The organism is Brevibacterium oceani, from assembly GCF_013623835.1.
Taxonomy (GTDB): Bacteria; Actinomycetota; Actinomycetes; order Actinomycetales; family Brevibacteriaceae; genus Brevibacterium; species Brevibacterium oceani.
In genome coordinates this window covers 123,266-144,506 of record NZ_JABKDE010000002.1, presented here as the reverse complement: position 1 = coordinate 144,506, position 21,241 = coordinate 123,266, and the positions used below count along the sequence as shown (strand labels likewise).

General features: G+C 67.0%; 19 protein-coding genes. 8 read left to right on the top strand and 11 right to left on the bottom strand.

What is annotated here, in order from left to right:
• Positions 1 to 99: 99 nt before the first annotated feature.
• The 3 genes from hemQ to hemE are packed head-to-tail and all read right to left on the bottom strand — an operon-like array spanning position 100 to position 3,287.
• Positions 100 to 810, bottom strand: a complete 711-nt coding sequence (gene hemQ / locus HK401_RS03895; protein WP_181273376.1) for a hydrogen peroxide-dependent heme synthase — start codon at positions 808 to 810, stop codon at positions 100 to 102.
• A gap of 22 nt (positions 811 to 832) precedes the next feature.
• Positions 833 to 2,242: a protoporphyrinogen oxidase gene (gene hemG, locus HK401_RS03890; RefSeq protein WP_181273375.1), complete on the bottom strand. Its 1,410-nt coding sequence runs from the start codon at positions 2,240 to 2,242 to the stop codon at positions 833 to 835.
• Positions 2,243 to 2,246: 4 nt separating this feature from the next.
• Entirely contained in the window at positions 2,247 to 3,287 is a 1,041-nt protein-coding gene (hemE, locus tag HK401_RS03885) for a uroporphyrinogen decarboxylase (RefSeq protein WP_181273374.1), read from the bottom strand.
• 183 nt (positions 3,288 to 3,470) lie between these two features.
• Between hemE and HK401_RS03880 the strand changes: the two genes are divergently transcribed.
• Together HK401_RS03880 and HK401_RS03875 are read left to right on the top strand one after the other, a co-directional pair.
• A complete protein-coding gene (locus tag HK401_RS03880; RefSeq protein WP_181273373.1) occupies positions 3,471 to 4,085 on the top strand; it encodes a DUF3000 domain-containing protein in 615 nt (204 codons plus the stop codon).
• Positions 4,086 to 4,102: 17 nt separating this feature from the next.
• Positions 4,103 to 5,254, top strand: coding sequence for a ribonuclease D (locus HK401_RS03875; protein ID WP_258233998.1), 1,152 nt, complete (start codon positions 4,103 to 4,105; stop codon positions 5,252 to 5,254).
• A gap of 25 nt (positions 5,255 to 5,279) precedes the next feature.
• On the opposite strand, the gene dxs is transcribed toward HK401_RS03875, so the two are convergent.
• Both dxs and HK401_RS03865 read right to left on the bottom strand, forming a co-directional pair.
• Positions 5,280 to 7,220 (bottom strand): 1-deoxy-D-xylulose-5-phosphate synthase, encoded by a 1,941-nt coding sequence (dxs, locus tag HK401_RS03870; protein WP_181273371.1) that lies wholly within the window; start codon positions 7,218 to 7,220, stop codon positions 5,280 to 5,282.
• A gap of 58 nt (positions 7,221 to 7,278) precedes the next feature.
• Entirely contained in the window at positions 7,279 to 8,253 is a 975-nt protein-coding gene (locus tag HK401_RS03865; protein ID WP_181273370.1) for a GlxA family transcriptional regulator, read from the bottom strand.
• Positions 8,254 to 8,345: 92 nt separating this feature from the next.
• Here HK401_RS03865 and HK401_RS03860 point away from each other — a divergent pair, with 92 nt between their 5' ends.
• Both HK401_RS03860 and HK401_RS03855 read left to right on the top strand, forming a co-directional pair.
• On the top strand, positions 8,346 to 9,587 hold the full coding sequence (locus HK401_RS03860) for an MFS transporter (protein ID WP_181273369.1): 1,242 nt from the start codon (positions 8,346 to 8,348) through the stop codon (positions 9,585 to 9,587).
• Positions 9,584 to 10,294 carry a DJ-1/PfpI family protein gene (locus HK401_RS03855; RefSeq protein ID WP_181273368.1) on the top strand — a complete coding sequence of 237 codons (711 nt, stop codon included), beginning with the start codon at positions 9,584 to 9,586 and terminating at the stop codon, positions 10,292 to 10,294. The genes HK401_RS03860 and HK401_RS03855 overlap by 4 nt, the downstream gene beginning before the upstream one ends.
• Positions 10,295 to 10,655: 361 nt before the next feature.
• Here the strand turns inward: HK401_RS03855 and acnA are convergent, their stop codons facing one another.
• The gene (gene acnA / locus HK401_RS03850; protein ID WP_219921716.1) at positions 10,656 to 13,340 is read right to left on the bottom strand and encodes an aconitate hydratase AcnA; all 2,685 of its coding nucleotides are present in this window, start codon (positions 13,338 to 13,340) and stop codon (positions 10,656 to 10,658) included.
• A gap of 307 nt (positions 13,341 to 13,647) precedes the next feature.
• Here acnA and HK401_RS03845 point away from each other — a divergent pair, with 307 nt between their 5' ends.
• On the top strand, positions 13,648 to 13,839 hold the full coding sequence (locus tag HK401_RS03845; protein WP_181273367.1) for a hypothetical protein: 192 nt from the start codon (positions 13,648 to 13,650) through the stop codon (positions 13,837 to 13,839).
• 115 nt (positions 13,840 to 13,954) lie between these two features.
• Here HK401_RS03845 and HK401_RS03840 read toward each other — a convergent pair whose 3' ends face one another.
• Positions 13,955 to 15,361, bottom strand: a complete 1,407-nt coding sequence (locus HK401_RS03840) for a class I SAM-dependent RNA methyltransferase (RefSeq protein WP_258233997.1) — start codon at positions 15,359 to 15,361, stop codon at positions 13,955 to 13,957.
• A 13-nt stretch (positions 15,362 to 15,374) separates the two neighbouring features.
• Entirely contained in the window at positions 15,375 to 17,279 is a 1,905-nt protein-coding gene (locus HK401_RS03835; protein WP_181273837.1) for an APC family permease, read from the bottom strand.
• Positions 17,280 to 17,416: 137 nt separating this feature from the next.
• Between HK401_RS03835 and HK401_RS03830 the strand changes: the two genes are divergently transcribed.
• Complete coding sequence (locus HK401_RS03830) at positions 17,417 to 18,091, top strand: potassium channel family protein (RefSeq protein WP_166972292.1); 675 nt, start codon at positions 17,417 to 17,419, stop codon at positions 18,089 to 18,091.
• Complete coding sequence (locus HK401_RS03825; RefSeq protein WP_181273366.1) at positions 18,088 to 18,774, top strand: potassium channel family protein; 687 nt, start codon at positions 18,088 to 18,090, stop codon at positions 18,772 to 18,774. Before HK401_RS03830 ends, HK401_RS03825 begins: the two co-directional genes overlap by 4 nt.
• Positions 18,775 to 18,866: 92 nt before the next feature.
• On the opposite strand, the gene HK401_RS03820 is transcribed toward HK401_RS03825, so the two are convergent.
• From HK401_RS03820 to dut, 3 genes are read right to left on the bottom strand one after another with little or no spacing between them, the layout of a single operon-like run.
• Positions 18,867 to 19,244 carry an OB-fold nucleic acid binding domain-containing protein gene (locus tag HK401_RS03820; protein WP_181273365.1) on the bottom strand — a complete coding sequence of 126 codons (378 nt, stop codon included), beginning with the start codon at positions 19,242 to 19,244 and terminating at the stop codon, positions 18,867 to 18,869.
• 6 nt (positions 19,245 to 19,250) lie between these two features.
• Positions 19,251 to 20,123 carry a DUF3710 domain-containing protein gene (locus HK401_RS03815; RefSeq protein ID WP_181273364.1) on the bottom strand — a complete coding sequence of 291 codons (873 nt, stop codon included), beginning with the start codon at positions 20,121 to 20,123 and terminating at the stop codon, positions 19,251 to 19,253.
• A 6-nt stretch (positions 20,124 to 20,129) separates the two neighbouring features.
• Positions 20,130 to 20,603 (bottom strand): dUTP diphosphatase, encoded by a 474-nt coding sequence (dut, locus tag HK401_RS03810; RefSeq protein ID WP_309135903.1) that lies wholly within the window; start codon positions 20,601 to 20,603, stop codon positions 20,130 to 20,132.
• 64 nt (positions 20,604 to 20,667) lie between these two features.
• Between dut and HK401_RS03805 the strand changes: the two genes are divergently transcribed.
• Positions 20,668 to 21,123 carry a DUF3093 domain-containing protein gene (locus HK401_RS03805; RefSeq protein WP_181273362.1) on the top strand — a complete coding sequence of 152 codons (456 nt, stop codon included), beginning with the start codon at positions 20,668 to 20,670 and terminating at the stop codon, positions 21,121 to 21,123.
• Positions 21,124 to 21,241 lie beyond the last annotated feature (118 nt).

The window sequence follows — 21,241 nt, the reverse complement described above, 5'->3', positions numbered from 1 at the left end:
GTCGGAACCGCCGCCGCACCTTCGAGTGCGGCGGCGGTTCCGACTGTCTGCTCAGCTGTCAGGCGCCGGCAAGTGGCCCAGTGCCGGGCCTCGGACGGCTCAGCGCCAGTCGGTGATGATGTCGGCGAGTTCGCGGCGGGGTCCCGTGTAGAAGGGGATCTCCTCGCGCACGTGGAGGCGAGCCTGGGTGTTGCGCAGGTCCCGCATGAGGTCGACGATGCGGTGCAGCTCGGGTGCCTCGAACGCCAGCAGCCACTCGTAGTCACCGAGGGCGAAGGACGCGATCGTGTTCGCCTTGACGTCCTTGTACGCGGCGGCGGCCATGCCGTGGTCGCGCAGCATCGTCGACCGCTCGGCCGGGTCGAGGACGTACCAGTCGTAGGAACGCACGAAGGGGTAGACGCAGATGTAGTCGCCGGGGACGTCATCGACGAGCAGCGCCGGCAGATGCCCCTTGTTGAACTCGGCCGGACGGTGGAGGCCGACGACCGACCACACAGGTTCGAGGATGCCGCCGAGCAGACTCCGACGGATCACCGAGTACGCGGCCTGCACGAGCTCGATGGTCGGCGCGTGGTACCAGAACATGACATCGGCATCGGCACGCAGGGCCGAGACGTCGTAGATACCGCGGACGACGAGCCCCTGCTCCTTGAGGGGTTCGAGGGCTGCGATTAGCTCGTTCGCGAGTTCGGTGCGGTCGGCGTCGCCGAGTTCCCCGGCCGAGGCGTACACGGAGTACGCGATGTACCGGGTCTGCGAGTTCGCTTCTTCGATCTGGGCGTCCGTGGGCTGTGTGTAGTCGCTCATTCGTGCTCCTTCTGTGATCTGTTCATTCGGTGTCTCGGTCGGTGGGTGAGCTCAGGCGCGCAGCAACCGCCTCGGCGCGGGCGATGCAGGCGGGGATTCCGACCCCGTCGAAGGCCGATCCCGCCAGTTCGAGTCCGTCGATGCCGGCGATCTGCGCATCGACGGCGGCGATGCGGGCGGCGTGGCCGGGCAGGTACTGCGGCAATGCGGAGTCCCAGCGCTCCACCTCGGCGGCGAGGATGCGAGCGGTCGGTCGCGCGGTGATCGTGCGCCAGTCGGCGAAGGCCCGGTCGATGATCTCGGCGTCCGTGTCGCTGCGCCATCCCTCGGGTCCGTCGCCGAAGCGACCGATGCTCATCCGCACCAATGCGGTGCCGGATGGAATGTGGCTGCGGGTCCACGGCCATTTGTTCGACACGAATGTCGAGGCCTTGATGTAGGTGCCTTCCGGCGCCGGGACGAGGAATCCCGAACCGGTCAGCTCGGTCCCGTCGAGGTCGATCAGCGCCGGAACCAACGCGGTGGACGCATAGGGAATCTCACCGAGTGCCGCGGACGACTCCGGTGCGATGTCGGTCAGCAGCCGCGCACTCACATGCGCGGGCGTGGCCAGGACGAGCCCGTCGGATTCGATGTCGAATCCCTTCCCGGTGACCTGCCAGGTCTGCTCGTCTCGCGCGATTCCGGTGACACCGGCGCCGAGGCGGATCGTCCCGCCGCGCGCTTCGATCGCCTTGTGCAGGGCCGGGATGAGCCGGTTGATGCCGCCCTCGAAGCTCATGAACACCGGTTCGGCTGCCCCGGTCGACTCGGCGGCGCGGGCGTCCCTGGCGGCCAGCAGGCCGGCCACGAGATCGAGGACCGAGGTGCCGTCGACGGCGGCGGGCAGAAGTGCTGGAACGGTTTCGGCCAGCGACAGGTCACGACAGCGACCGGCGTAGACGCCTCCGAGCAGCGGATCGACGAGGGAATCGACGATGGCATCGCCGAGGCGCTCGGCCAGGAAGTCTCCGAGTGAGACGTCCTCGCCCCCGATCGGGGGTGTGAGCTCCTCGGCGGCGAGACGACGGGCTGCCTCGGCGCCGATGAGGGATTCGACCTCGGCGGCGTCGGCGGGGACGCCCATGATCTGTCGTTTCGGGATCGGGTGGAGTTCGCCCCGGTTGAGCACCTGGGAGCTGTGCTCGGTCGAGGGGAAGACGGTGGGCATGCCGAGCTCGGCGGCCAGGCTCTTCGTCTCCGGGCGGCGGTTGAGGCTCGCCTCGGCACCGGTGTCGATGCCTGTCTCGACGGCACCGGACAGGATGGTGGCCTTGAGGCATCCGCCCAGCCGGGTGCCGGCTTCGAACACGGTGACCCGGTGGTCGGCGCTGAGCCGGTAGGCGGTGACGAGGCCCGAGACCCCTCCCCCGACGACGGTGATGTCGCTCATCGGGTCAGCGGGAGCCGAGGATCTCGGCCGAGACCCGGTGCACGTGCTCGACGATGCGGCCGGGAACCTCGGGATCGGTGTCGGGAAGCACGCCGTGGCCGAGGTTGAAGACGAAACCGCGGTCGAGGTCGAGTCCCGCCCTGACGATGTCCTCGATCCGCGGGGCCAGCGCCTCCCAGGGGGCGAACAGCAGCGCCGGATCGAGATTGCCCTGCAGGGCCTGACCGGGCTGGACACGAGTGGCGGCGTCGGTGAGGTCGACGCGGAAGTCGACGCCGACGGCGGTCGAACCGGCCCGGGACATGGAGTTGAGTAGTTCGCCGGTCTGGACGCCGAAGTGGATGCTGGGCACCGCGTGGTGGGCCAGGCCGTCGAAGACCGAGGCGGAGTGCGCCAGCACATGGTCGTCGTAGTCGCGGCGGGAGAGATAGCCGGCCCAGGAGTCGAAGAGCTGGAAGGCCTTGGCGCCGGCACTGAGCTGCACGTCGATGAAGGTCGTGGAGATCCGGGCGAGCTTGGCCAACAGGGCCGAGAACGCTTCGGGATCGGAGGCCATGAGCGACTTCGTCTTCTCATGGTTCTTACTCGGGCCGCCCTCGATGAGGTAGCTGGCCAGGGTGAATGGGGCGCCGCCGAAACCGATCAGCGGAGTGTCGCCGAGCTCGGCAGTGATCCGAGCGATCGATTCGGCGATGTCAGGGATGTCATCGGCATCGAGTTCGGGCAGGGCGTCGATGTCGGCGCGGCTGCGCACGGGGTCGGCGATGACGGGGCCGGTGCCGGGCACGATCTCGACATCGACACCGGCCGCCTGCAGCGGAACGACGATGTCGGAGAAGAAGATGGCTGCGTCGACCCCGTGCCGACGGACCGGCTGCAGGGTGATCTCGGAGACGAGTTCGGGGTTCCGGCACGCATCGAGCATTGCGGTGCCTTCGCGCAGCTTCCGGTACTCGGGCAGGGAACGGCCTGCCTGCCGCATGAACCAGACGGGAGTATGGGACACCGGCTCCGAACGCAGCGCGGCCAACAGGGGTGATGTCATGGCTCCATCCTCCCATCCTTCTCACGTCGATGCCCACCGGAGGCCGGTTTCAAGACGCTGTGTCTTGCCCCACTCCGCGGACAGTCCTGCCCCACTTCGCGAACGTGGCGAGACGGGAATTCTCCGGTTCCTCCTCGGCGTGGATGATTCCCCCGCTACGACGGCTGATCTATCGTGGCAAGTGTGGTCAACACCTCACCTCTCAATCGCATTCCGGCGGAGTTCTCGGCCGTGACGTCGGTGCTGCGTGAAGCACGCAGCACGAACAATGTGACGATCTCGGAGATTCCCGCGCCGGCCCGCCTCGCACCCTATTCCTATGCGCTCGGTGCCGAGGTCAGCGCGGACGAGACCTTCCTGCGCGCGAGTGGGGAGACCATCGACGAACTGGCCACTGGGCGCATCGTCGTCCTCTTCGACCCGGCCGCTCCCGAGGAATGGGAGGGCCGCTTCCGCATCGTCTCCTATATCCGTGCCGAGCTCGAACACGAACTGGGCAATGAGACCCTGTTGGGTCATGTGGCATGGAGCTGGCTCGAGGACGCGCTCGAATCCAACAACTGTGAGGTCCTCGCTGCCGGCGGGACGACGACCCGGGTGCTGTCCGAGAGCTTCGGGACGTTGGCCGAACGTCCGGCCACGATAGACTTGGAGCTGCGGGCTTCGTGGACGCCTGTGATTGACGAGCCGGATCTGATCGGCAATCACTTCGAAGCCTGGATCGATCTGCTCAGCACAGTCGCCGGACTGCCACCACTTCCTGAAGGAGTCACAGCCCTGCCCGGGCGTCGTCGATGACATCTGAACTACCGCTTTTGGAAACACCCGCGAACGGCATCCCCGACGTCGTCGACACCCCGGAGGACTTCTCCTCGACCGTTGCCAGCCTCGCGGCCGCGACCGGTCCGATCGCCATCGACGCCGAACGCGCCTCGGGAATCCGCTACGGCCAGCGGGCGTTCCTCGTCCAGCTGCGGCGGGACGGGGCAGGGACCTTCCTGCTGGATTCCGAGACGCTCGGCGATCTCAGCGGCCTCAATCCCGCTCTCGGCTCCGACGAATGGGTCATCCACTCCGTCACCCAGGATCTTCCCTGCCTGCAGGACCGCGGGATGCGACCGGCAGCGCTCTTCGACACCGAACTCGCCGCTCGCCTGTTGGGGTGGGAGAAGTTCGGACTCGCCGCCGTCGCCGAACGCACCCTGGGGGTCCGGCTGGCCAAGGAGCATTCGGCGGCCGACTGGTCGACGCGTCCCCTGCCGAAGGCATGGCTGAACTACGCGGCCCTCGACGTCGAGGTGCTGCTGCCCATCCGCGACATCCTCCACCAGCAGCTGCTCGATGCCGACCGGTGGGAGTTCGCACAGCAGGAGTTCGACCATCTCCTCGATTTCCAGCCCAAGCACTTCGCCGAACCGTGGCGGCGCACGCATGGCCTCTCCAAGCTCAAGTCGCGCCGCGACATCGCCCGCGTCCGCGAACTCTGGCTGGCCCGAGATGCCATGGCCGGCGAGGCCGATCTGGCGCCCAGCAAGGTTCTGCGTGATCGCGACCTCGTCGCTCTCGCCCAGTCCGGGGTGAAGTCGAGCGATGACATCATGACCAAGTGGCGCAGACTCTCCCGCGCCGAGGCGGCTCGACTCTTCCGGGCCTATCGCAAGGCGTCTCGTCTCACCGTCGATGAGCTGCCGAGCCGGCAGGAGCGCGGACGTACGCAGAGCACTCCGTTCAGCCACACGGATCTCAAAGATCGGGTTGCCGCGCTGAAGTCGGCGATGGCCGAGCTGGCCGAGTCGCTGTCGATTCCCCACGACGTCCTTCTCCAGCCGACGCTCGTGAAGTCGCTGGCCGCACAGACGCACGTCGATGTCGCGGACTACCTCGCCGAGGCGGGGGCACGTCCGTGGCAGATCGAGCTGAGTGCCCCGGTGCTGACGAAGACCCTGGCGGGCCTCCCCCGCACCTGATCCACCCCACCTCGCCGGTGTGCTCTCACACGGCTCGGCGCGTGCCTTTCGCGGCCCGGTCAGCCACCTCGGCGGGTAGGGCCCTGACGATGTCGCCGACGATCGTGTCCGTGTCGAGGCCGACGTGGTCGAGGATCTCCTCGCGCGTACCCTGCGGCAGGAACTCGTCGGGAACACCGAGTTCGAGCACGCCGATCCGGGAATCGGCCTCGCGCAGGTCCGAGCGGATCTGCGAACCGACGCCGCCGATCTTCACTCCGTCTTCGATGACGGCGACAAGGCTGTGGTTCGCGGCGAGGTCGACGACGGATTCGGGCACCGGCAGCACCCACCGCGGATCGACGATCGTGGCAGGGATTCCGCGCTGCTCGAGTTCATCGGCCACGTTCCCCGCCAGCCGTGCGAACGGTCCGACGGAGACGATGAGCACCTCGGCCGAGGACCCGGCCGGCACCTCACGGAGGACATCCACGCCGTCGGTCAGCCGCCTCAGCGCCGGGATGTCGGCACCGACGCTGCCACGTGGGAACCGCAGCACCGTCGGCCCGTCGGTGACGGCGACGGCCTCGCGCAGCTCTTCGGTCAGCCGTGCGGCGTCGCGGGGTGCAGCGAGCCGGAGTCCGGGGACGATGCGCAGCATGGCGATGTCCCAGATGCCGTGGTGGCTGGCGCCGTCGGGCCCGGTGATGCCGGCGCGGTCGAGGACGAAGGTCACGCCCTGCCGGTGCAGGGCGACGTCCATGAGCATCTGGTCGAAGGCGCGGGAGAGGAACGTCGAGTAGATGCACACGATCGGGTGCAGTCCTCCGTAGGACAGGCCCGCCGCCGAGGCGACCGCGTGCGCTTCGGCGATGCCGACGTCGAAGACGCGGGCAGGGAATTCCTCCGCGAACTTCGCGAGCCCGACCGGCATGAGCATGGCCGCGGTGACCGCGACGATGTCGTCGCGCTCTGCGGCGAGATCGCATACCTCGGTGCCGAACACGGAGGTCCATGACGTCGACTTCGACGGGGTGGACTTTCCCGTGACCGGGTCGATGACGCCGACGGAGTGGAACTGGTCGGCGTCATCGTTGACGGCCGGGTCGAAGCCGTGGCCCTTCTGAGTGATCATATGGACGATGATGGGTCCGCCGTCGAACTGTTCGGCCAGCTGCAGAGCCTTTTCCACCGAGGACAGGTCGTGGCCGTCGATGGGGCCCAAGTATTTGATGCCGAGTTCGTCGAACATTCCGGTCTGGGCGGGGCTGACCATGTCCTTGAGCCCGCGTTTGACTCCGTGGATGGCGCTGTAGGCCGCACGGCCGGGGGCACCGGACGATCGGAGCGTCTCTTTCCCCCAGGTCAGGAGCTTCTCGTAGCCGGACATGGTGCGCAGTTCGTCGAGGTGGGCTGCGAATCCGCCGACGGTCGGGGCGTAGGAGCGGCCGTTGTCGTTGACGACGATGACGAGTCGGCGCGGCGGACTCGAGGTATCGGCGGCGATGGTGTTGAGCGCCTCCCACGCCATGCCTCCGGTCAGTGCGCCGTCGCCGATGACCGCGACGACGTGGCGGTCGTCCTCGCCTCTGAGCTGACGGGCCTTGGCGATGCCGTCGGCCCAGGACAGCGAGGCCGAGGCGTGGGAGTTCTCGACGACGTCGTGTTCGCTCTCGGACCTGCTCGGATAGCCCGAGAGCCCGCCCTGCTGACGCAGCGTCGAGAGGCGGTCGTGCCGGCCGGTGAGCAGCTTGTGCACATAGGTCTGGTGGCCGACGTCGAAGATGATGGTGTCACGTGGGGAATCGAAGACCCGGTGGATGCCCATGGTGAGTTCGACCACGCCGAGGTTGGGGCCGAGATGTCCGCCGGTGCCGGCGACCGTCGTGATGAGGTGGTCCCGGATCTCTTCGGCGAGGACCTCACATTCGCCGGCGTCGAGCGCGCGCAGCTGTTCGGGCGACGTGATCGACTCGAGAAATGTCATTCGGTCTCGCTCCTGGCTGCCTCATTGCGCACGGTTTCCATCGGAACATCTTAGCCTCTCACTCCGACGATGACATCGAGGTGAAGGTTCTGCGGTACTCGACCGGCGACACCTCGAAGGACCTGCGGAAATGCAGTCGCAGGTTCGCCCCCGTTCCCAATCCGACCTGCCCGGCAATACGATCGATCGGCAAGTCGGTGTCCTCCAGCAGCAGTCGCGCGGCATCGAGGCGGGCGCGCAGAAGCCAGCGATGCGGTGTTGTTCCGGTCTCGGCCGCGAATCGTCGTTCGAATGTACGGGTGGACAGATTCGCCCGTTCGGCCAGCTGTCTGACGGTCAGTCGCTCGCCGAGGTGCTGAGCTGCCCACGCGCGCAGGTCATCGAGCGACGTACCGGCACCGATGTCAACGCCGGCCGTCGGGATGAACTGAGATTGTCCGCCGGAGCGACGAGGGGCAGTGACGAGTCGACGGGCGATCTCGGTGGCCGCCTTGGCTCCGAGGTCCTTGCGGACGATGTACAGGCACAGGTCGAGTCCCGCCGCCACTCCCGCTGATGTGAGGACGGAGCCCTCATCGACGAAGAGCACATCGGGTTCGACCTGAACGTTCGGATACCGATGTGCGAACTCGCCGACCGCTTCCCAATGGGTCGTTGCCCGCAGACCTTCCAACAGTCCGGCCTCGGCCAGGGCGAAGGCACCGTAGCAGATGGAGACTATTCGCGCCCCGCGCGCGTGGGCGGCGACCAGCGCCTCGCAGACGGGCAGCGGCGTCGGTCGTGAGGCCGGCGCGAACCCCGGCACGATGACGGTGTCCGCATCCTCGAGCGCCTCCAACCCGAACGGCACCGACATCCCGATTCCCGAGGAGGTGTTCACGATGCCAGCGGTTTCGGCGCAGACACGCAGCTGATAGGGAAAGCCTGGTCTGTCCGCGAACACCTGAAGCGGGATGCCGACGTCCATGACGAGAGCTCCCTCGATGATGACGACGACGACTCTGTGCGCAGGCGAGGACTCACTGACGATCATGACGTAATCCTAACGAATGTCGCCGTTTCCGCCACTGTCGTGTCGGTCCGGACCCGACGAATATGGAGATGCCACCAAGGGAAAGGAGCCCTATGTCAGTCCGAACCGTTCCGCAGCCGCTGGCGTTCGTCGCTGCGATCATCGCATTCCTCTCAGTCATGGCCGCGGCCGGCGCACCCAGCGTCCTGCTCAGCCGCGACCAGCAGGCGTGGGGGTTCCCGGACGCCGCTCTCACCGTCGCCTTCTCGATCTACGCTCTGGTCCTCCTCGGCGCACTCGTCGTCTGCGGCTCGGTCTCCGATCGCGTGGGAAGACGTCCGGTGGCAGTCGCAGCGCTGGCGCTCAACGCGATCGCGATGGTGCAGTTCCTCACCGCCGACACGATCGGTGAGCTCATCGCGGCCAGGGCAGTCCAGGGCGCGGCGACCGGCGTCGCCACGACCGTCTTCAGCGCGTGGATCATGGAGCTCGCCTCTCCGCGCGGTCGGCGCACCGCGGAGGTCATCGTCATCATCACGACGGCAGGAGGACTGGGCATCGGAGCCGTCCTCGCCGGCGCAGCGGCCGAAGACACGAGCGCGCCGAACAACGTGGTGTTCGGCGCGGCGCTCGTCGTCATCGTCATCACCGGGGCGATCCTGTCGGCATCTCCGGAGTCGGTGTCGGCTGGTCCCAGGCGTCGGGTTCCCGCACTCCCTCGGGTCCGGATCGCGGAGGCCGTGAGACCGCGGTTCATCCGACTCATCCCAGCGATCGTCGGCATCTGGATGTCGGCGGGACTCATTCTCGGGCTCGGAGCGTCGCTCGCCCATGCGACGCTCCACCTCGGCGACGGGTTCGCGGCTGCACTCGTCGTCGCGCTGCAGCCTCTCACCGCCACTGTCTGCACGATCGTCATCGCTCCCCACCTGCGCCCGAGGCTGCTCCAGTCCGCAGGCACGACCGCGGTCATCGTCGGCGTCACGGCGGAAGGCGCGTCGTTCCTCACCGAAGCAGCGCCTGTGCTCGTCTTCGGCGCGGTGATCACAGGGTTCGGGTTCGGAGCGGTGTTCTCCGGCATTCTGCGAGAGCTCCTGCCGAACGTCCGGGACGATGAGAAAGCGGAATTCTTCGCCGCCTTCTACCTCGTGGGATACCTTGCGTACGGACTCTCCGCCATCGCGGCCGGACTGCTCAGCGACAGCATCGGCCTCCGGTGGGCGGCTGTGGTGTATGCGCTGGCGACCCTGGCCGCGGCCGCAGCCTCCGCAGTGACCATGAGACTCCCGAGCTCCCCCACTCGGAGAGCCCGGGCCCTTCTGACAACCACCCAAGGACAGGACAACAGACCATGACCACTCCGATCCGTTTCGTCTCGCTGCTGTTTCCGCAGGTCACCCAGCTCGATCTCACAGGCTCAGTGCAGGTGTTCTCGCTGCTGCCCGGAGCGACGATCGACCTCGTGTGGCACGGTCTCGAGCCTGTCGACACCGACGCCGGATTCTCGATCAACCCGACCGCGACGTTCGAATCGGCGCCTCAGGCCGATGTGCTCATGGTTCCCGGTGGTCAGGGGGCGTTCGATGCCCTCGACGATCCGGCGATCCTCGACTTCGTCGCCCGCCAGGCAGCCGGTGCGACGTTCGTCACCAGCGTGTGCACCGGTGCCTTCGTCCTCGGGGCTGTCGGGCTGCTCGCAGGTCGGCGGGCGACGACGCACTGGGCGGTGCATTCGCTGCTGGCGAAACTCGGTGCCATCCCTACTCACGGCCGAGTCGTTCGAGACGGCCGAGTCGTTACGGGAGGAGGAGTGACGAGCGGGATCGACTTTGCGCTCACGGTCGCGGCTGAGCTCTGCGGCGAGCAGGTGGCCAGAACCGCTCAGCTGACGATCGAGTACGACCCGGATCCTCCGTTCGACGCAGGCGCACCGGATCGTCCTCAGGCAGATCCTCGCTACGTCGCCGAGGTTGTCCGAGCCAGCCGCGGAAAGCGAGGACCGACCGTCGCCCGTGCCGCTGCCGCACTTCGGGAAGGCGGGCCCGGCTGCTTGAGCATGTAGCCTGGCGCAGCTCCGCCGCCGGCAGCGCACCATCCCGCACCTTTCGCGGCACACCACCCCGGTGCAACGGGAAGTTGTGCCGCTGACGGTGTCGGATGCTGCAGCAATGGGAGGATATGCCGCTGCCGGTGCGTGATGCTCGCCCCGTCGTAGCCTCGAGGTCCAGCGCCCGCCGTCGAGCCACGCCGTCGTAGCCACGCCGTCGAGCGCCCGCCGTCGAGCCACGCCGTCGTACCCGCGCCCTCGAACGCCCGCCGTCGAGCCCGGGGGACGACGAAGGCCGGTGGGTTCAATACCCACCGGCCTTCGTCACCAGCGCTCACCCGGTCGTCAACCGAACTGGGTCAGAGCAACCTGAGGATCAGCCCTCGGCCAGCTGGCGCAGCACGTACTGCAGGATGCCGCCGTTGCGGTAGTAGTCGGCTTCACCCGGGGTGTCGATGCGGACCACTGCGTCGAACTCGACGGTCGTGCCGTCTTCTTTCTCGGCAGTGACCTTGACAGTTGCCGGGGTCTTGCCCTCGTTGAGCTCCGTGATGCCTTCGATGGAGAAGGTCTCGGTGCCGTCGAGTCCGAGGGACTCGGCCGATTCGCCGACGGGGAACTGCAGCGGCAGAACGCCCATGCCGATGAGGTTCGAGCGGTGGATGCGCTCGAAGCTCTCGGTGATCACGGCGCCGACTCCGAGCAGCTTGGTGCCCTTGGCGGCCCAGTCACGGGAGGATCCCGAACCGTACTCCTTGCCACCGAGGACGACCAGCGGGATGCCGGCTGCCTGGTAGTTCTGAGAGGCATCGTAGATCGTGGTCTGCGGAGCACCTTCCTGAGTGAAGTCGCGGGTGAAGCCACCCTGGACTCCGTCGAGGAGCTGGTTCTGCAGGCGGATGTTCGCGAACGTTCCGCGGATCATGACCTCGTGGTTGCCTCGGCGCGAACCGTAGGAGTTGAAGTCCTTGCGCTCGACACCGTGCTCGATGAGGTACTTGCCGGCCGGAGTGTCGGCCTTGAACGAACCTGCAGGCGAGATGTGGTCGGTGGTGACCGAGTCGCCGAGCTTCGCCAGCACGCGTGCACCCTTGATGTCCGAGACGGCTTCGGGCTTGAGCCCCATTCCGTCGAAGAAGGTGGGCTTGCGCACGTAGGTCGACTTGTCGTCCCACTCGAAGACCTTGCCCTCGGGGGTGTCGAGCTGCTGCCAGCGCTCGTCACCGTCGAAGATCCGGCCGTACTCGTTGTCGAACATATCGGTCGAGATCGAATCGGCGATGACCGACTCGACCTCTTCAGGCGAGGGCCACAGGTCGGCCAGGTAGACGTCGACACCCTCGGAGTCCTTGCCCAGGGGCTGGTTCTCGAAGTCGAAGTCCATGGTTCCGGCCAGCGCGTAGGCGATGACCAGCGGCGGCGAGGCGAGGTAGTTCATCTTCACATCGGGGCTGATGCGGCCCTCGAAGTTGCGGTTGCCCGACAGGACGGCGGTGACCGAGAGGTCGTTGTCTTGGATACTCTCGGAGATCTCGGTGTCCAGCGGACCCGAATTGCCGATGCAGGTCGTGCAGCCGTAGCCGACGATGTAGAAGTTCAGCGCCTCGAGGTCCTCGATGAGGCCGGCCTTGTTGTAGTAGTCGGTGACGACCTTCGAACCCGGTGCGATCGAGGTCTTGACCCACGGCTTGGAGTTGAGTCCGCGCTTGCGGGCGTTGCGGGCCAGCAGGCCGGCGGCCATCATCACCGACGGGTTCGACGTGTTCGTGCACGAGGTGATCGAGGCGATCGCCACGGCGCCGTTGGCCAGCTCGAAGTTGCGTCCGTCAGCGGTGCTGACCTCAGCGGACTTGTTCTCTTCGCCGGGCGCGGCGTAGTTGTGGATGTCCTTGGCGAACTGGCTCTTGGCATCGGAGAGTTCGATGCGGTCCTGCGGACGCTTCGGCCCGGAGATCGAAGGCACCACGGTGGACAGATCGAGTTCGAGGTACTCGGAGTACTCGACCTCGTTGTCCGGATCGTGCCACAGCCCCTGAGTCTTCGCGTAGTCCTCGACGAGCTGGATCTGCTCGGCCGAACGACCGGTGAGCTTGAGGTAGTCGATGGTCACGTCGTCGATCGGGAAGATCGCGGCGGTCGAACCGAACTCGGGGCTCATGTTGCCGATGGTGGCGCGGTTGGCCAGCGGCACCTCGGCGACGCCCTTGCCGTAGAACTCGACGAACTTGCCGACGGCGCCGTGCTGACGGAGCATGTCGGTGATCGTGAGCACGACGTCCGTTGCGGTCACACCCGAAGGGATCTCGCCGGTGAGCTTGAATCCGACGACGCGCGGGATGAGCATCGACACCGGCTGGCCGAGCATGGCCGCCTCTGCCTCGATGCCGCCGACGCCCCAACCGAGCACACCGAGGCCGTTGACCATGGTGGTGTGCGAGTCGGTGCCGACCAGGGTGTCCGGGTAGGCGCGGAGCACCCCGTCGACCTCACGCGGCATGACCACGCGGGCGAGGTGCTCGATGTTGACCTGGTGGACGATGCCCATGCCCGGGGGCACGACCTTGAAGTCCTCGAACGCGGTCTGGCCCCAGCGCAGGAACTGGTAGCGCTCACCGTTGCGCTGGTATTCGATGTCCATGTTCAGTTCGACGGCGTCGGCGGTGCCGAAGCGGTCGATCTGCACCGAGTGGTCGATGACCAGCTCGGCCGGAGCCAGCGGGTTGACCTGATCCGGGCTGCCGCCGAGCTCGACGACCTTCTCGCGCATGGTGGCGAGGTCGACGATGCAGGGTACACCGGTGAAGTCCTGCATCACCACACGAGCCGGGGTGAACTGGATCTCCGTGTTGGGTTCGGCGCTGGGATCCCAGCTGCCGAGCGCCTTGATGTGCTCCTCTGTGATGTTCGCGCCGTCTTCCGTGCGCAGCAGGTTCTCCAACAGCACCTTGAGGCTGAAGGGAAGCTTCTCCGACCCTGGGACCTTGTCCAGGCGATAGATCTCATAGTCCTTATCGCCCACGGTCAGGGTGCTCTTCGATTTGAACGTGTCGACGTTGCTCATCGTGATTCTCCTGTTTCATCCGATACCCATCCGGGAAACCGGGGCATGCCCTTGCGCCGCGCACCGATTTACGCGACACATATGTTTCCAAAAGTATCTTGACGTCAAGATAAATTCTATCGCATCCGCAGTGCTTTGACCACCGGGCGACACGGTGGGCCGACAGCACCTCAGGGGGTTTTCCTCCGCCGCGAATCCGGCGATCACCAGGGACTCGGGCACCCCCCGGCTCATAGCCTGGAATCGATAACGACGACACCGCCGGACTCGGCTGTCGTCACCGGGAAATCGTCACCGAGGAGACCTCATGGACCCGTTCACGCTCGGCGCAGGATTCGGCTTCGGCGCGCTGCTCGTCGGCGTCATCTTCGCCGTCATCTGCAATTCGTTCGCCAAGGAGAAGGGCCGATCCGCCGGCTGGTGGGGCCTGTGGGGCTTCCTCACGACGTTCATCGCCCTCATCGCGCTCGTCCTCCTCCCCCGCAAGACCGCTGCTTGAGCTGTTGACCCCGGTTCCGCGCCGAGGCAGTGCCGACTCAGTCCGCACCCGCCGCCGAGGTGACGCCGACCCAGTCTTCCACTCGCGCCGAGGCGGTGCCCCCGAGATCCGGTCCTCACCGTCGGAGGACGGTGACCGTCTCCAGATGCGCGGTGAGAGGGAAGAGATCGTGCCCGGCGAGGCTCTCGATGTCGAATCCCCCGGCCGTGAGCCGGGCGAGATCCCGGGCCAGGGTGGCCGGGTCGCACGAGACATAGACGAGCGTGCCGGCCTGCGATCCGATGAGCGCCGAGGTGACCGCCTTCCCCGCTCCCGCTCGCGGCGGGTCGAGGATGATGACGTCCGAATCGGGCAGGCGGGTGCGATCGACGCCGCGCGCGAGGAACCGAGCGTCGAGGTCACCGGCATTGGCCCGGGCGTATTCGATCGCGGTGGGGACGCCTTCGACTCCGAACAGCGGTGCCCCGGTGGCCCGTGCCGCACCGATGCCGAGCAGCCCGACTCCGCAGTAGAGGTCGGCGATCGCCGCGACGCGCTCCGGCAGGGCGGAGATGACCTCGCTGCTGAGCAGCTCCGCGGCGCTCCGATGGACCTGCCAGAACCCGTCGGCACCCACCGTGAAGTCCCGACCGGCGACCGTTTCGGTCAGGGTGGGGCCGCCGCGGATGACCCGCAGTTCGGCAGGTCCGGACGTGGAAGGTCCGCGGCCCTTCCCACGCGAACCCCGACCGCGGGGCTGTCCCACGCTTCGTCCGGACTTCCGGTCACCGCTCCTGCGGTCGTCACCGGACTCACCGGCGGCCGCCTCGGTGAGCAGGGAGAACGAGTCGGGCAGCCAGTTCTCGAGCGTCTCGAGACCCTCGCCCGACGGAGCGCCGCGGACGATGAGCGCCCCGTGGTCACCGGCCCAGGCGAATTCGAGGCGGCGCACCCCGGGCAGGCGCAGCGCGACGAGTTCGAGGTCGTGCAGCGCTCCCGCCGCCAATGGCGGGGTCGCCACGGGGACGACGTCGTGGGACCGCGGAGCGAGCATGCCCACCCGGCCATCGGCATCCACAGCCAGCTGCACGCGGGTGCGCCAGTCGGTGCCGTCGGTCTCCCCCGGCGCGGATCGGACCTCGACATCGCGGTCGATGTGTCCGATGCGGCTCAGCTGATCGGTCAGCACCTCGGCCTTGAGCTTCCGGGAGTGCGCCAGGTCGACGTGCGCGTATTCCATCCCGCCGAACTCGGCACTGCCGAGCCGACAGTTCGCAGCCCGGTCCGAGGCACGCCGGGCCGGCGCATATCCGGCACGACGATCGGGTACCCGGTGCGGTGAGGCTTCGAGGACCTCGACCACTTCGGCGCGGAGGAATCTCCCGGCCGGACCCGCCTCGGTGACGGCTCGGACCCTCTCACCGGGAAGTGTCCCGGAGACGAAGACGACCTGGCCGTCGTGCCGGGCGATGGACGTCCCTCCGGCCGCCGGGGATTCGATGTCGAGAATCAGTTCCCGGGCGGGGATCATGGTGTCGCTCATTGGGCGTCTATCCCTATCTGTACAGCGCGGTGTCGGTATCGGGGCCGTCTCCCCCGTACTGCCGGGAGAAGGATTTGAGCCGCCAGGGCACGGAGACCACGACGACGTTGGGCACGAGCAGCAGGCGGGTCCGGAGTTTGAGCGCCACCTGGTTGTGCAGGAGGTGTTCCCACCAGCGACCGACGACGAACTGCGGGATGTAGACGATGACGAGGTCCCGCGGTGAGCGCTGGCGGATGGCGAGAATGTGCGCGAGCATCGGACGGACGAGTTCGCGGTAGGGAGAGGCCAGCACCGTCAGCGGCACCGGCAGTTCCATGTCGTTCCATTTCCTCTGCAGCGCCGCCGCAGCTTCTTCGTCCACGGACACAGTGACGGCCTCGAGCTGACTCGACCGGGTGACACGCGCGTACGACAGAGCCCGCATCGTGGGTTTGTCGATCTCGGCGACGACGACGATGGCGTGGGTGTTCGACGGGATCGTCCGCGAGTTCACGTCCTGATCCGGTGCCAGCTCCCTGGCCACTCGGGCGTAGTGGCGGTGGATGGTGCCCATGATGAGGTAGAGACCGGCCATGGCGACCACGGCCAGCCAGGCCCCGGCGAGGAACTTCGAGACGATGACGACGATGAGCACGCCGGCGGCGAGGCCGCATCCGACGCCGTTGACGATGCGGTTGAGGTGCATCCGCAGCCGCACCTTCGCGTCGATGACCAGGCGCAGGCGCTTCGTCCAGTGCAGGACCATTCCAGCTTGGCCGAGGACGAAGCTCGCGAAGACTCCGACGAGGTAGAGCTGGATGAGGGCGGTCGCCGAGGCGGATGTGGCGACGACGAGCACGATCGCCGCGGCGGCCAGCAGGAGGATCCCGTTGGAGAATGTCAGACGATCGCCCTTCGTGGCGAGCTGCTTGGGCAGGAACTCGTCGCGGGCCAGCCGGGAGGCCAGTCCGGGGAATCCCTCGACAGCCGTGTTCGCGGCGACGATGAGCACGAGCGCGGTGATGAGGACGACGACGTAGAACATCACTGGCGCATTGTCGAAGATCGCGTGGGCCAGCTGCGCGAGGACGGGTTCCTGCTCGTATTCGGCGCTGATCGGGCTGCCGTCGCCGCGAACGAGGTAGATGTGCGGGTCATCGACGTATTTGATGCCGGTGACAGATGCGAGATACGTCAGACCCGTGAGCATGAGGGCCGCGAGCAGACCCGACAGCAGCAGAGTGTTGCCCGCGTTCTTCCCGCGCGGCTTCTTGAACGCCGGAACGGCAGTGGCCACCGTCTGGACGCCGGCGAGGGCCACCGATCCCGAAGAGAACGCGCGCAGCACGATGAGGACCGTGGCCAGGCCCAGCGTCGCCTCATCGCCGATGCCGCTGTGCACGATCGTGTAGTCGGCGGTCTCGGCGTGCGGGGTGTCGCCGACGCCGACGCGGATGAGACCGACGCACATCGTGAGGAACACCGCACCCAGGAACAGGTAGGTCGGCACGGCCAGCAGCACGGGTGTCGCCCTGGAGCCGCGCAGACCGGCCAGCGAGATGACGAGGATGCCGACGATGGCCACCGGCACCCGGTAGGGAGCGAGGGCGGGGAATGCGGTGGTGATGTAGGCGGCGAAGACCGTCATCGACACGGCCAGGGTGAGCACATAGTCCACCAGCAGAGCCGCCGCAACGACGAGCCCGGCACCGGCGCCGAGGTTCTTCGACGCCACCTCGTAGTCTCCCCCGCCGGACGGATAGGCCCGTACGTTGATGCGGTAGCAGGCGACGATGACGAGGATGACGATGCCGACGGCGATACCGATCCACGGAGCGACGGTCAGCGCCACGAGCGAGGTCAGTGAGAGCGCGAGCAGGATCTCGTCCGGAGCGTACGCCACCGATGAGAGCATGTCGGAGGCGAAGACGGGCATCGCGATGCGCTTCTTCAGCGCCGGCGCGCGCCTGTCCTCACTGCGGAAGGGCCGTCCAACGAGTAGTCTTTTGACGGCATCAGAAAAACTGCTGGCCACGGCAACCAATGGTAGATCACTGCGGAGAGGAAAACCCCATGCACTTCGTGATTATGGGCTGCGGTCGAGTCGGGGCCTCCCTGGCCAAAGCCCTCGACGCGAATGGGCATTCCGTCGCGGTCGTCGACCGGGATCCGGATGCGTTCCTCAAACTCGGTCGCGATTTCAGCGGGTCGACGATCACCGGAGTCGGCTTCGACCGGGAGACCCTCTCCCAGGCGAAGACCGCCGACGCCTTCGCCTTCGCGGCCGTCTCGAGCGGTGACAACTCGAACATCCTCGCCGCGCGTGTCGCCCGGGAGACCTTCGGGGTGAGCAATGTCGCCGCCCGGATCTACGATCCCAATCGGGCGCAGGTGTTCGAACGCCTCGGCATTCCCACCGTTCCCACCGTTCGGTGGACGGCCGAGCAGGTGATGCGCAAGCTTGTCCCGCAGGGGTCGATCACCGAGTACCGGGAGCCTTCGGGCAACCTCGTGCTGGCCGAGGTGCACCTCGATCCCGGTTGGGTGGCCCGACCGATCAAGGACGTCGAGTCGAGGACCAAGGCACGCGTCGCCTACGTCACCCGACTGTCGGAGGGCATCGTCGCCCACGACGACCTGCTCCTCCAGGACGGGGACCTCGTCCATCTCATGTGTCCGGTCGACCGCCTCGGCGAGATCGAACGGATCCTCGATCAGCCCGTACGAACCGTGGAGGAAGAAGAATGAGGGTCGTCATCGCCGGAGCCGGCTCCGTGGGCCGATCGGTGGCCCGGGAGCTGCTCGACAAGGATCATTCGGTGCTCCTCATCGATCAGAACAAGGACGCGCTCGGGCATGAACGCATTCCCGGCGCCGAATGGCTGCTCTCGGACGCCTGCGAGCTCGCGGGACTCGCCGAGGCGGGGCTCGAGGAGGCCGATGTCGTCGTGGCCGCGACGGGGGACGACAAGACCAACCTCGTCCTGTCCCTGCTGGCGAAGACCGAATTCGGGGTGCCGCGGACCGTTTCGCGGGTGAACAACCCGAAGAACGAATGGCTCTTCGACGACAACTGGGGCGTCGACGTCGCAGTGTCGACCCCGCGCCTGATGACCGCGCTGGTCGAGGAGGCCGTCGAGGTCGGAGGGCTCGTGCATCTCATGAGCTTCGAACGCGGACAGGCCGGGCTGCTGGAGTTCACCGTGCATGAGAACGCGGAACTCGTCGCCGAGCGCGTCGGCGGCATCGCGTTTCCGATGGATACGGTGCTGGTGGCGATCATCCGCAATTCGCGGGCCTTCGCCCCGAGCGCCGATGACGTCATCGAAGCCGGCGACGAGCTGTTCTTCCTGTCGTCTCCTGATCAGGAGAACGCACTGCTGGCACTGCTGCAAGTGTCCTCAGGCGACGGTGAGGCCGCCGCGGACTGAGGGCTGACCGAACTGTGTTCGGCTCTGCTCAGGGCCGACGCGAACCGGCTCGGCTGTGAACCGAGACCGGACGCGACCCGAGACCGGCTCCGTCAGTCTTCGGTGTCGTCCTTCGTCTGAAGCAGTTCGTAGACGGGATTGTGGGCCGTGAGCATTCCGTCGCTGCCGCAGAATCGGCCCTCGAGGACGATGAGGGCACCGGGACGGATGCCGCTGATCTCCCGCCGGCCGAGGAACTGCGCCCGGGCTTCGCCGGTGCCGTCGGCGACGGTGATGTCGAGCCGCGGGCTGTCATCGGAGCATGAGCGGGTCGCCGAGGAGACGACTCCGGCGATGCGTGAGGCCTTCCGCGCCTCCAGCGATTCGACCGGGACGACTCCGGGCACCTGTGAGACCAGGCGCAGATCGGCGCGGGCTTCCGCATCGCGGGAGCCGAAGTCGCGGACCAGGCGGGTGATGAGATCGAGCATCGGTTCTCAGCGGATCTCTGTGATCTCGGGGCCGCGCTCGAATGGGTTGAGCTCGTCCTCGTCCGATGTCTCCTCGTCGTTGTCACTGTCGACCTGCGGGGCGGTGAGTGCGATGAGTTCCCGGGGAGCCATGGCCTCCTGGCCGCGGTCGACGACGACGCCGCGGAAGAGAGCGGAGAGTTCGGCACGGATCTCGTCGTCGGTCACGGCCTTGCCGGAGAACACGGCGCGGATGAACCAGCGGGGACCGTCGATGCCGGCGAAGCGCATGGCCCGCTTGCCCGGGCGGCCGGATTCGGTCTTCGCCGGAACCTCGATGGCCAGCTCCTTGCCGAGCGAGGTGTGCAGTTCGCTCGATTCGCCGCCCTGCTTGTCCACAGATTCGGACAGCTGGCGACGCACCGTGTTCCACAGTCCTTCCGAGCGCGGAGTTGCGAACGCCTGCAGCTGGATGCCTCCGCCTTCGTGGATGAGGGTCACGGCCAGCACACGCTGGGAGTCGTCGTCGGTGTCGAGTCGGACCTGCATGCCGTCGACGACGGGAACCTTGAGGGCGCCGAGGTCGAGGCGGTCGTGTTCGGGGTAGTCCTCGGAGATGTCGAACGGACCCTTCTCCGACCGGTCGAACGGTGCGGACTTCTCGAGCAGCGCGTCTTCGTCGTCGAGCTCGTCGTCCGAGTCCTCGCCATCCGAGTCCTCATCGGATGCGTCCGCAGCGATCGCGGCCTCATCGGACTCGGTGTCGCTGGGGTCGTCGTCGGCCTCGTCGCGGTCGGCCGCCTCGGCGACGGTGTCCTCATCGCCTCCGAGTTCGTCGTCGGTGACGACGTCGTCATCGGTGTGCGGGGTGGATTTCTTGAACCTGGAGAACAGTCCCATGAGTTCTCACTTCTCCTTGTCGCTGAGCCCGGCGTCGATTCCGCCGGTGGATCCGAATCCGCCGGATCCGCGGTCGCTGTCGTCGAGCGAGTCGACGATGGTGAAGTCGGCGTGCGCGATCCGTTGGATCACGAGTTGGGCGATGCGGTCTCCGCGGGCGATGCGCACCGGGGTCTTCGCGTCGAGGTTGATGAGCGGCACCTTGATCTCGCCGCGGTAGCCGGCGTCGATGGTGCCGGGTGCGTTGACGACGGTGACCCCGTGCTTGCTCGACAGGCCCGAACGGGGGTGGACGAAGGCCGCGTAACCCTCGGGCAGCGCGATCGCGATGCCGGTGGGCACCACATGCCGTTCGAAGGGTTCGAGGACGATGTCGATCGTCGAGCGCAGATCCGCTCCGGCATCGCTCGCGTGAGCGTAGGCGGGGGCGTTGGCGCCCGCGTCGAGGAGCTGCAGGTCGATCTTGAGGGTTTCCGTCACAAAGATGCACTCTAACGCCGAAGCCTGAACGCGGCCAAACTTCTCGCTATGGGACAATGAACCCATGGCAACAACGCAATCGGGGACCAACGTGGTCTATCAGGAGAAGGTCCGGCCCTCGGTCGGCATGTGGATCCTCGTCGTGGTGGCTGCGGCATCGACGGCACTCATGGTTCTGCCCGTGTGGAAGCTGGGCACGATCATCCTGCCCGTCATCAGCTTCGTCCTCTTCGCCTGGTGGCTGAATTCGCTGACGCTTACGATCATCGTCACGCAGCGGCAGCTCTTCGTCGGCGAGGCGCACATCGACCGCAGGTTCGTCCCCGGCGCGACCGCCTATGACGGCGACGAGGCCCGTGCCGCCCGCGGCGTCGACCTCGACGCACGCGCCTTCCTCAAGATCCGTCCGTGGGTGAAGCCGGTGGTGCGCATCGAGCTCGACGACGACAACGACCCCACACCGTACTGGCTGGTCTCCACCCGACGCCCCAAGGAACTGGCCGCCGCTCTCACCCCCTAATTGCTACCTGACGGCGGCCCAGCAACCTGGCGCGAGGTTGCTGGGCCGCCGTCACGTAGTAATAAGGGCGGAAATGCGGAACGCGCCGATCGATGTGATCGGCGCGTTCCGTCTGAGG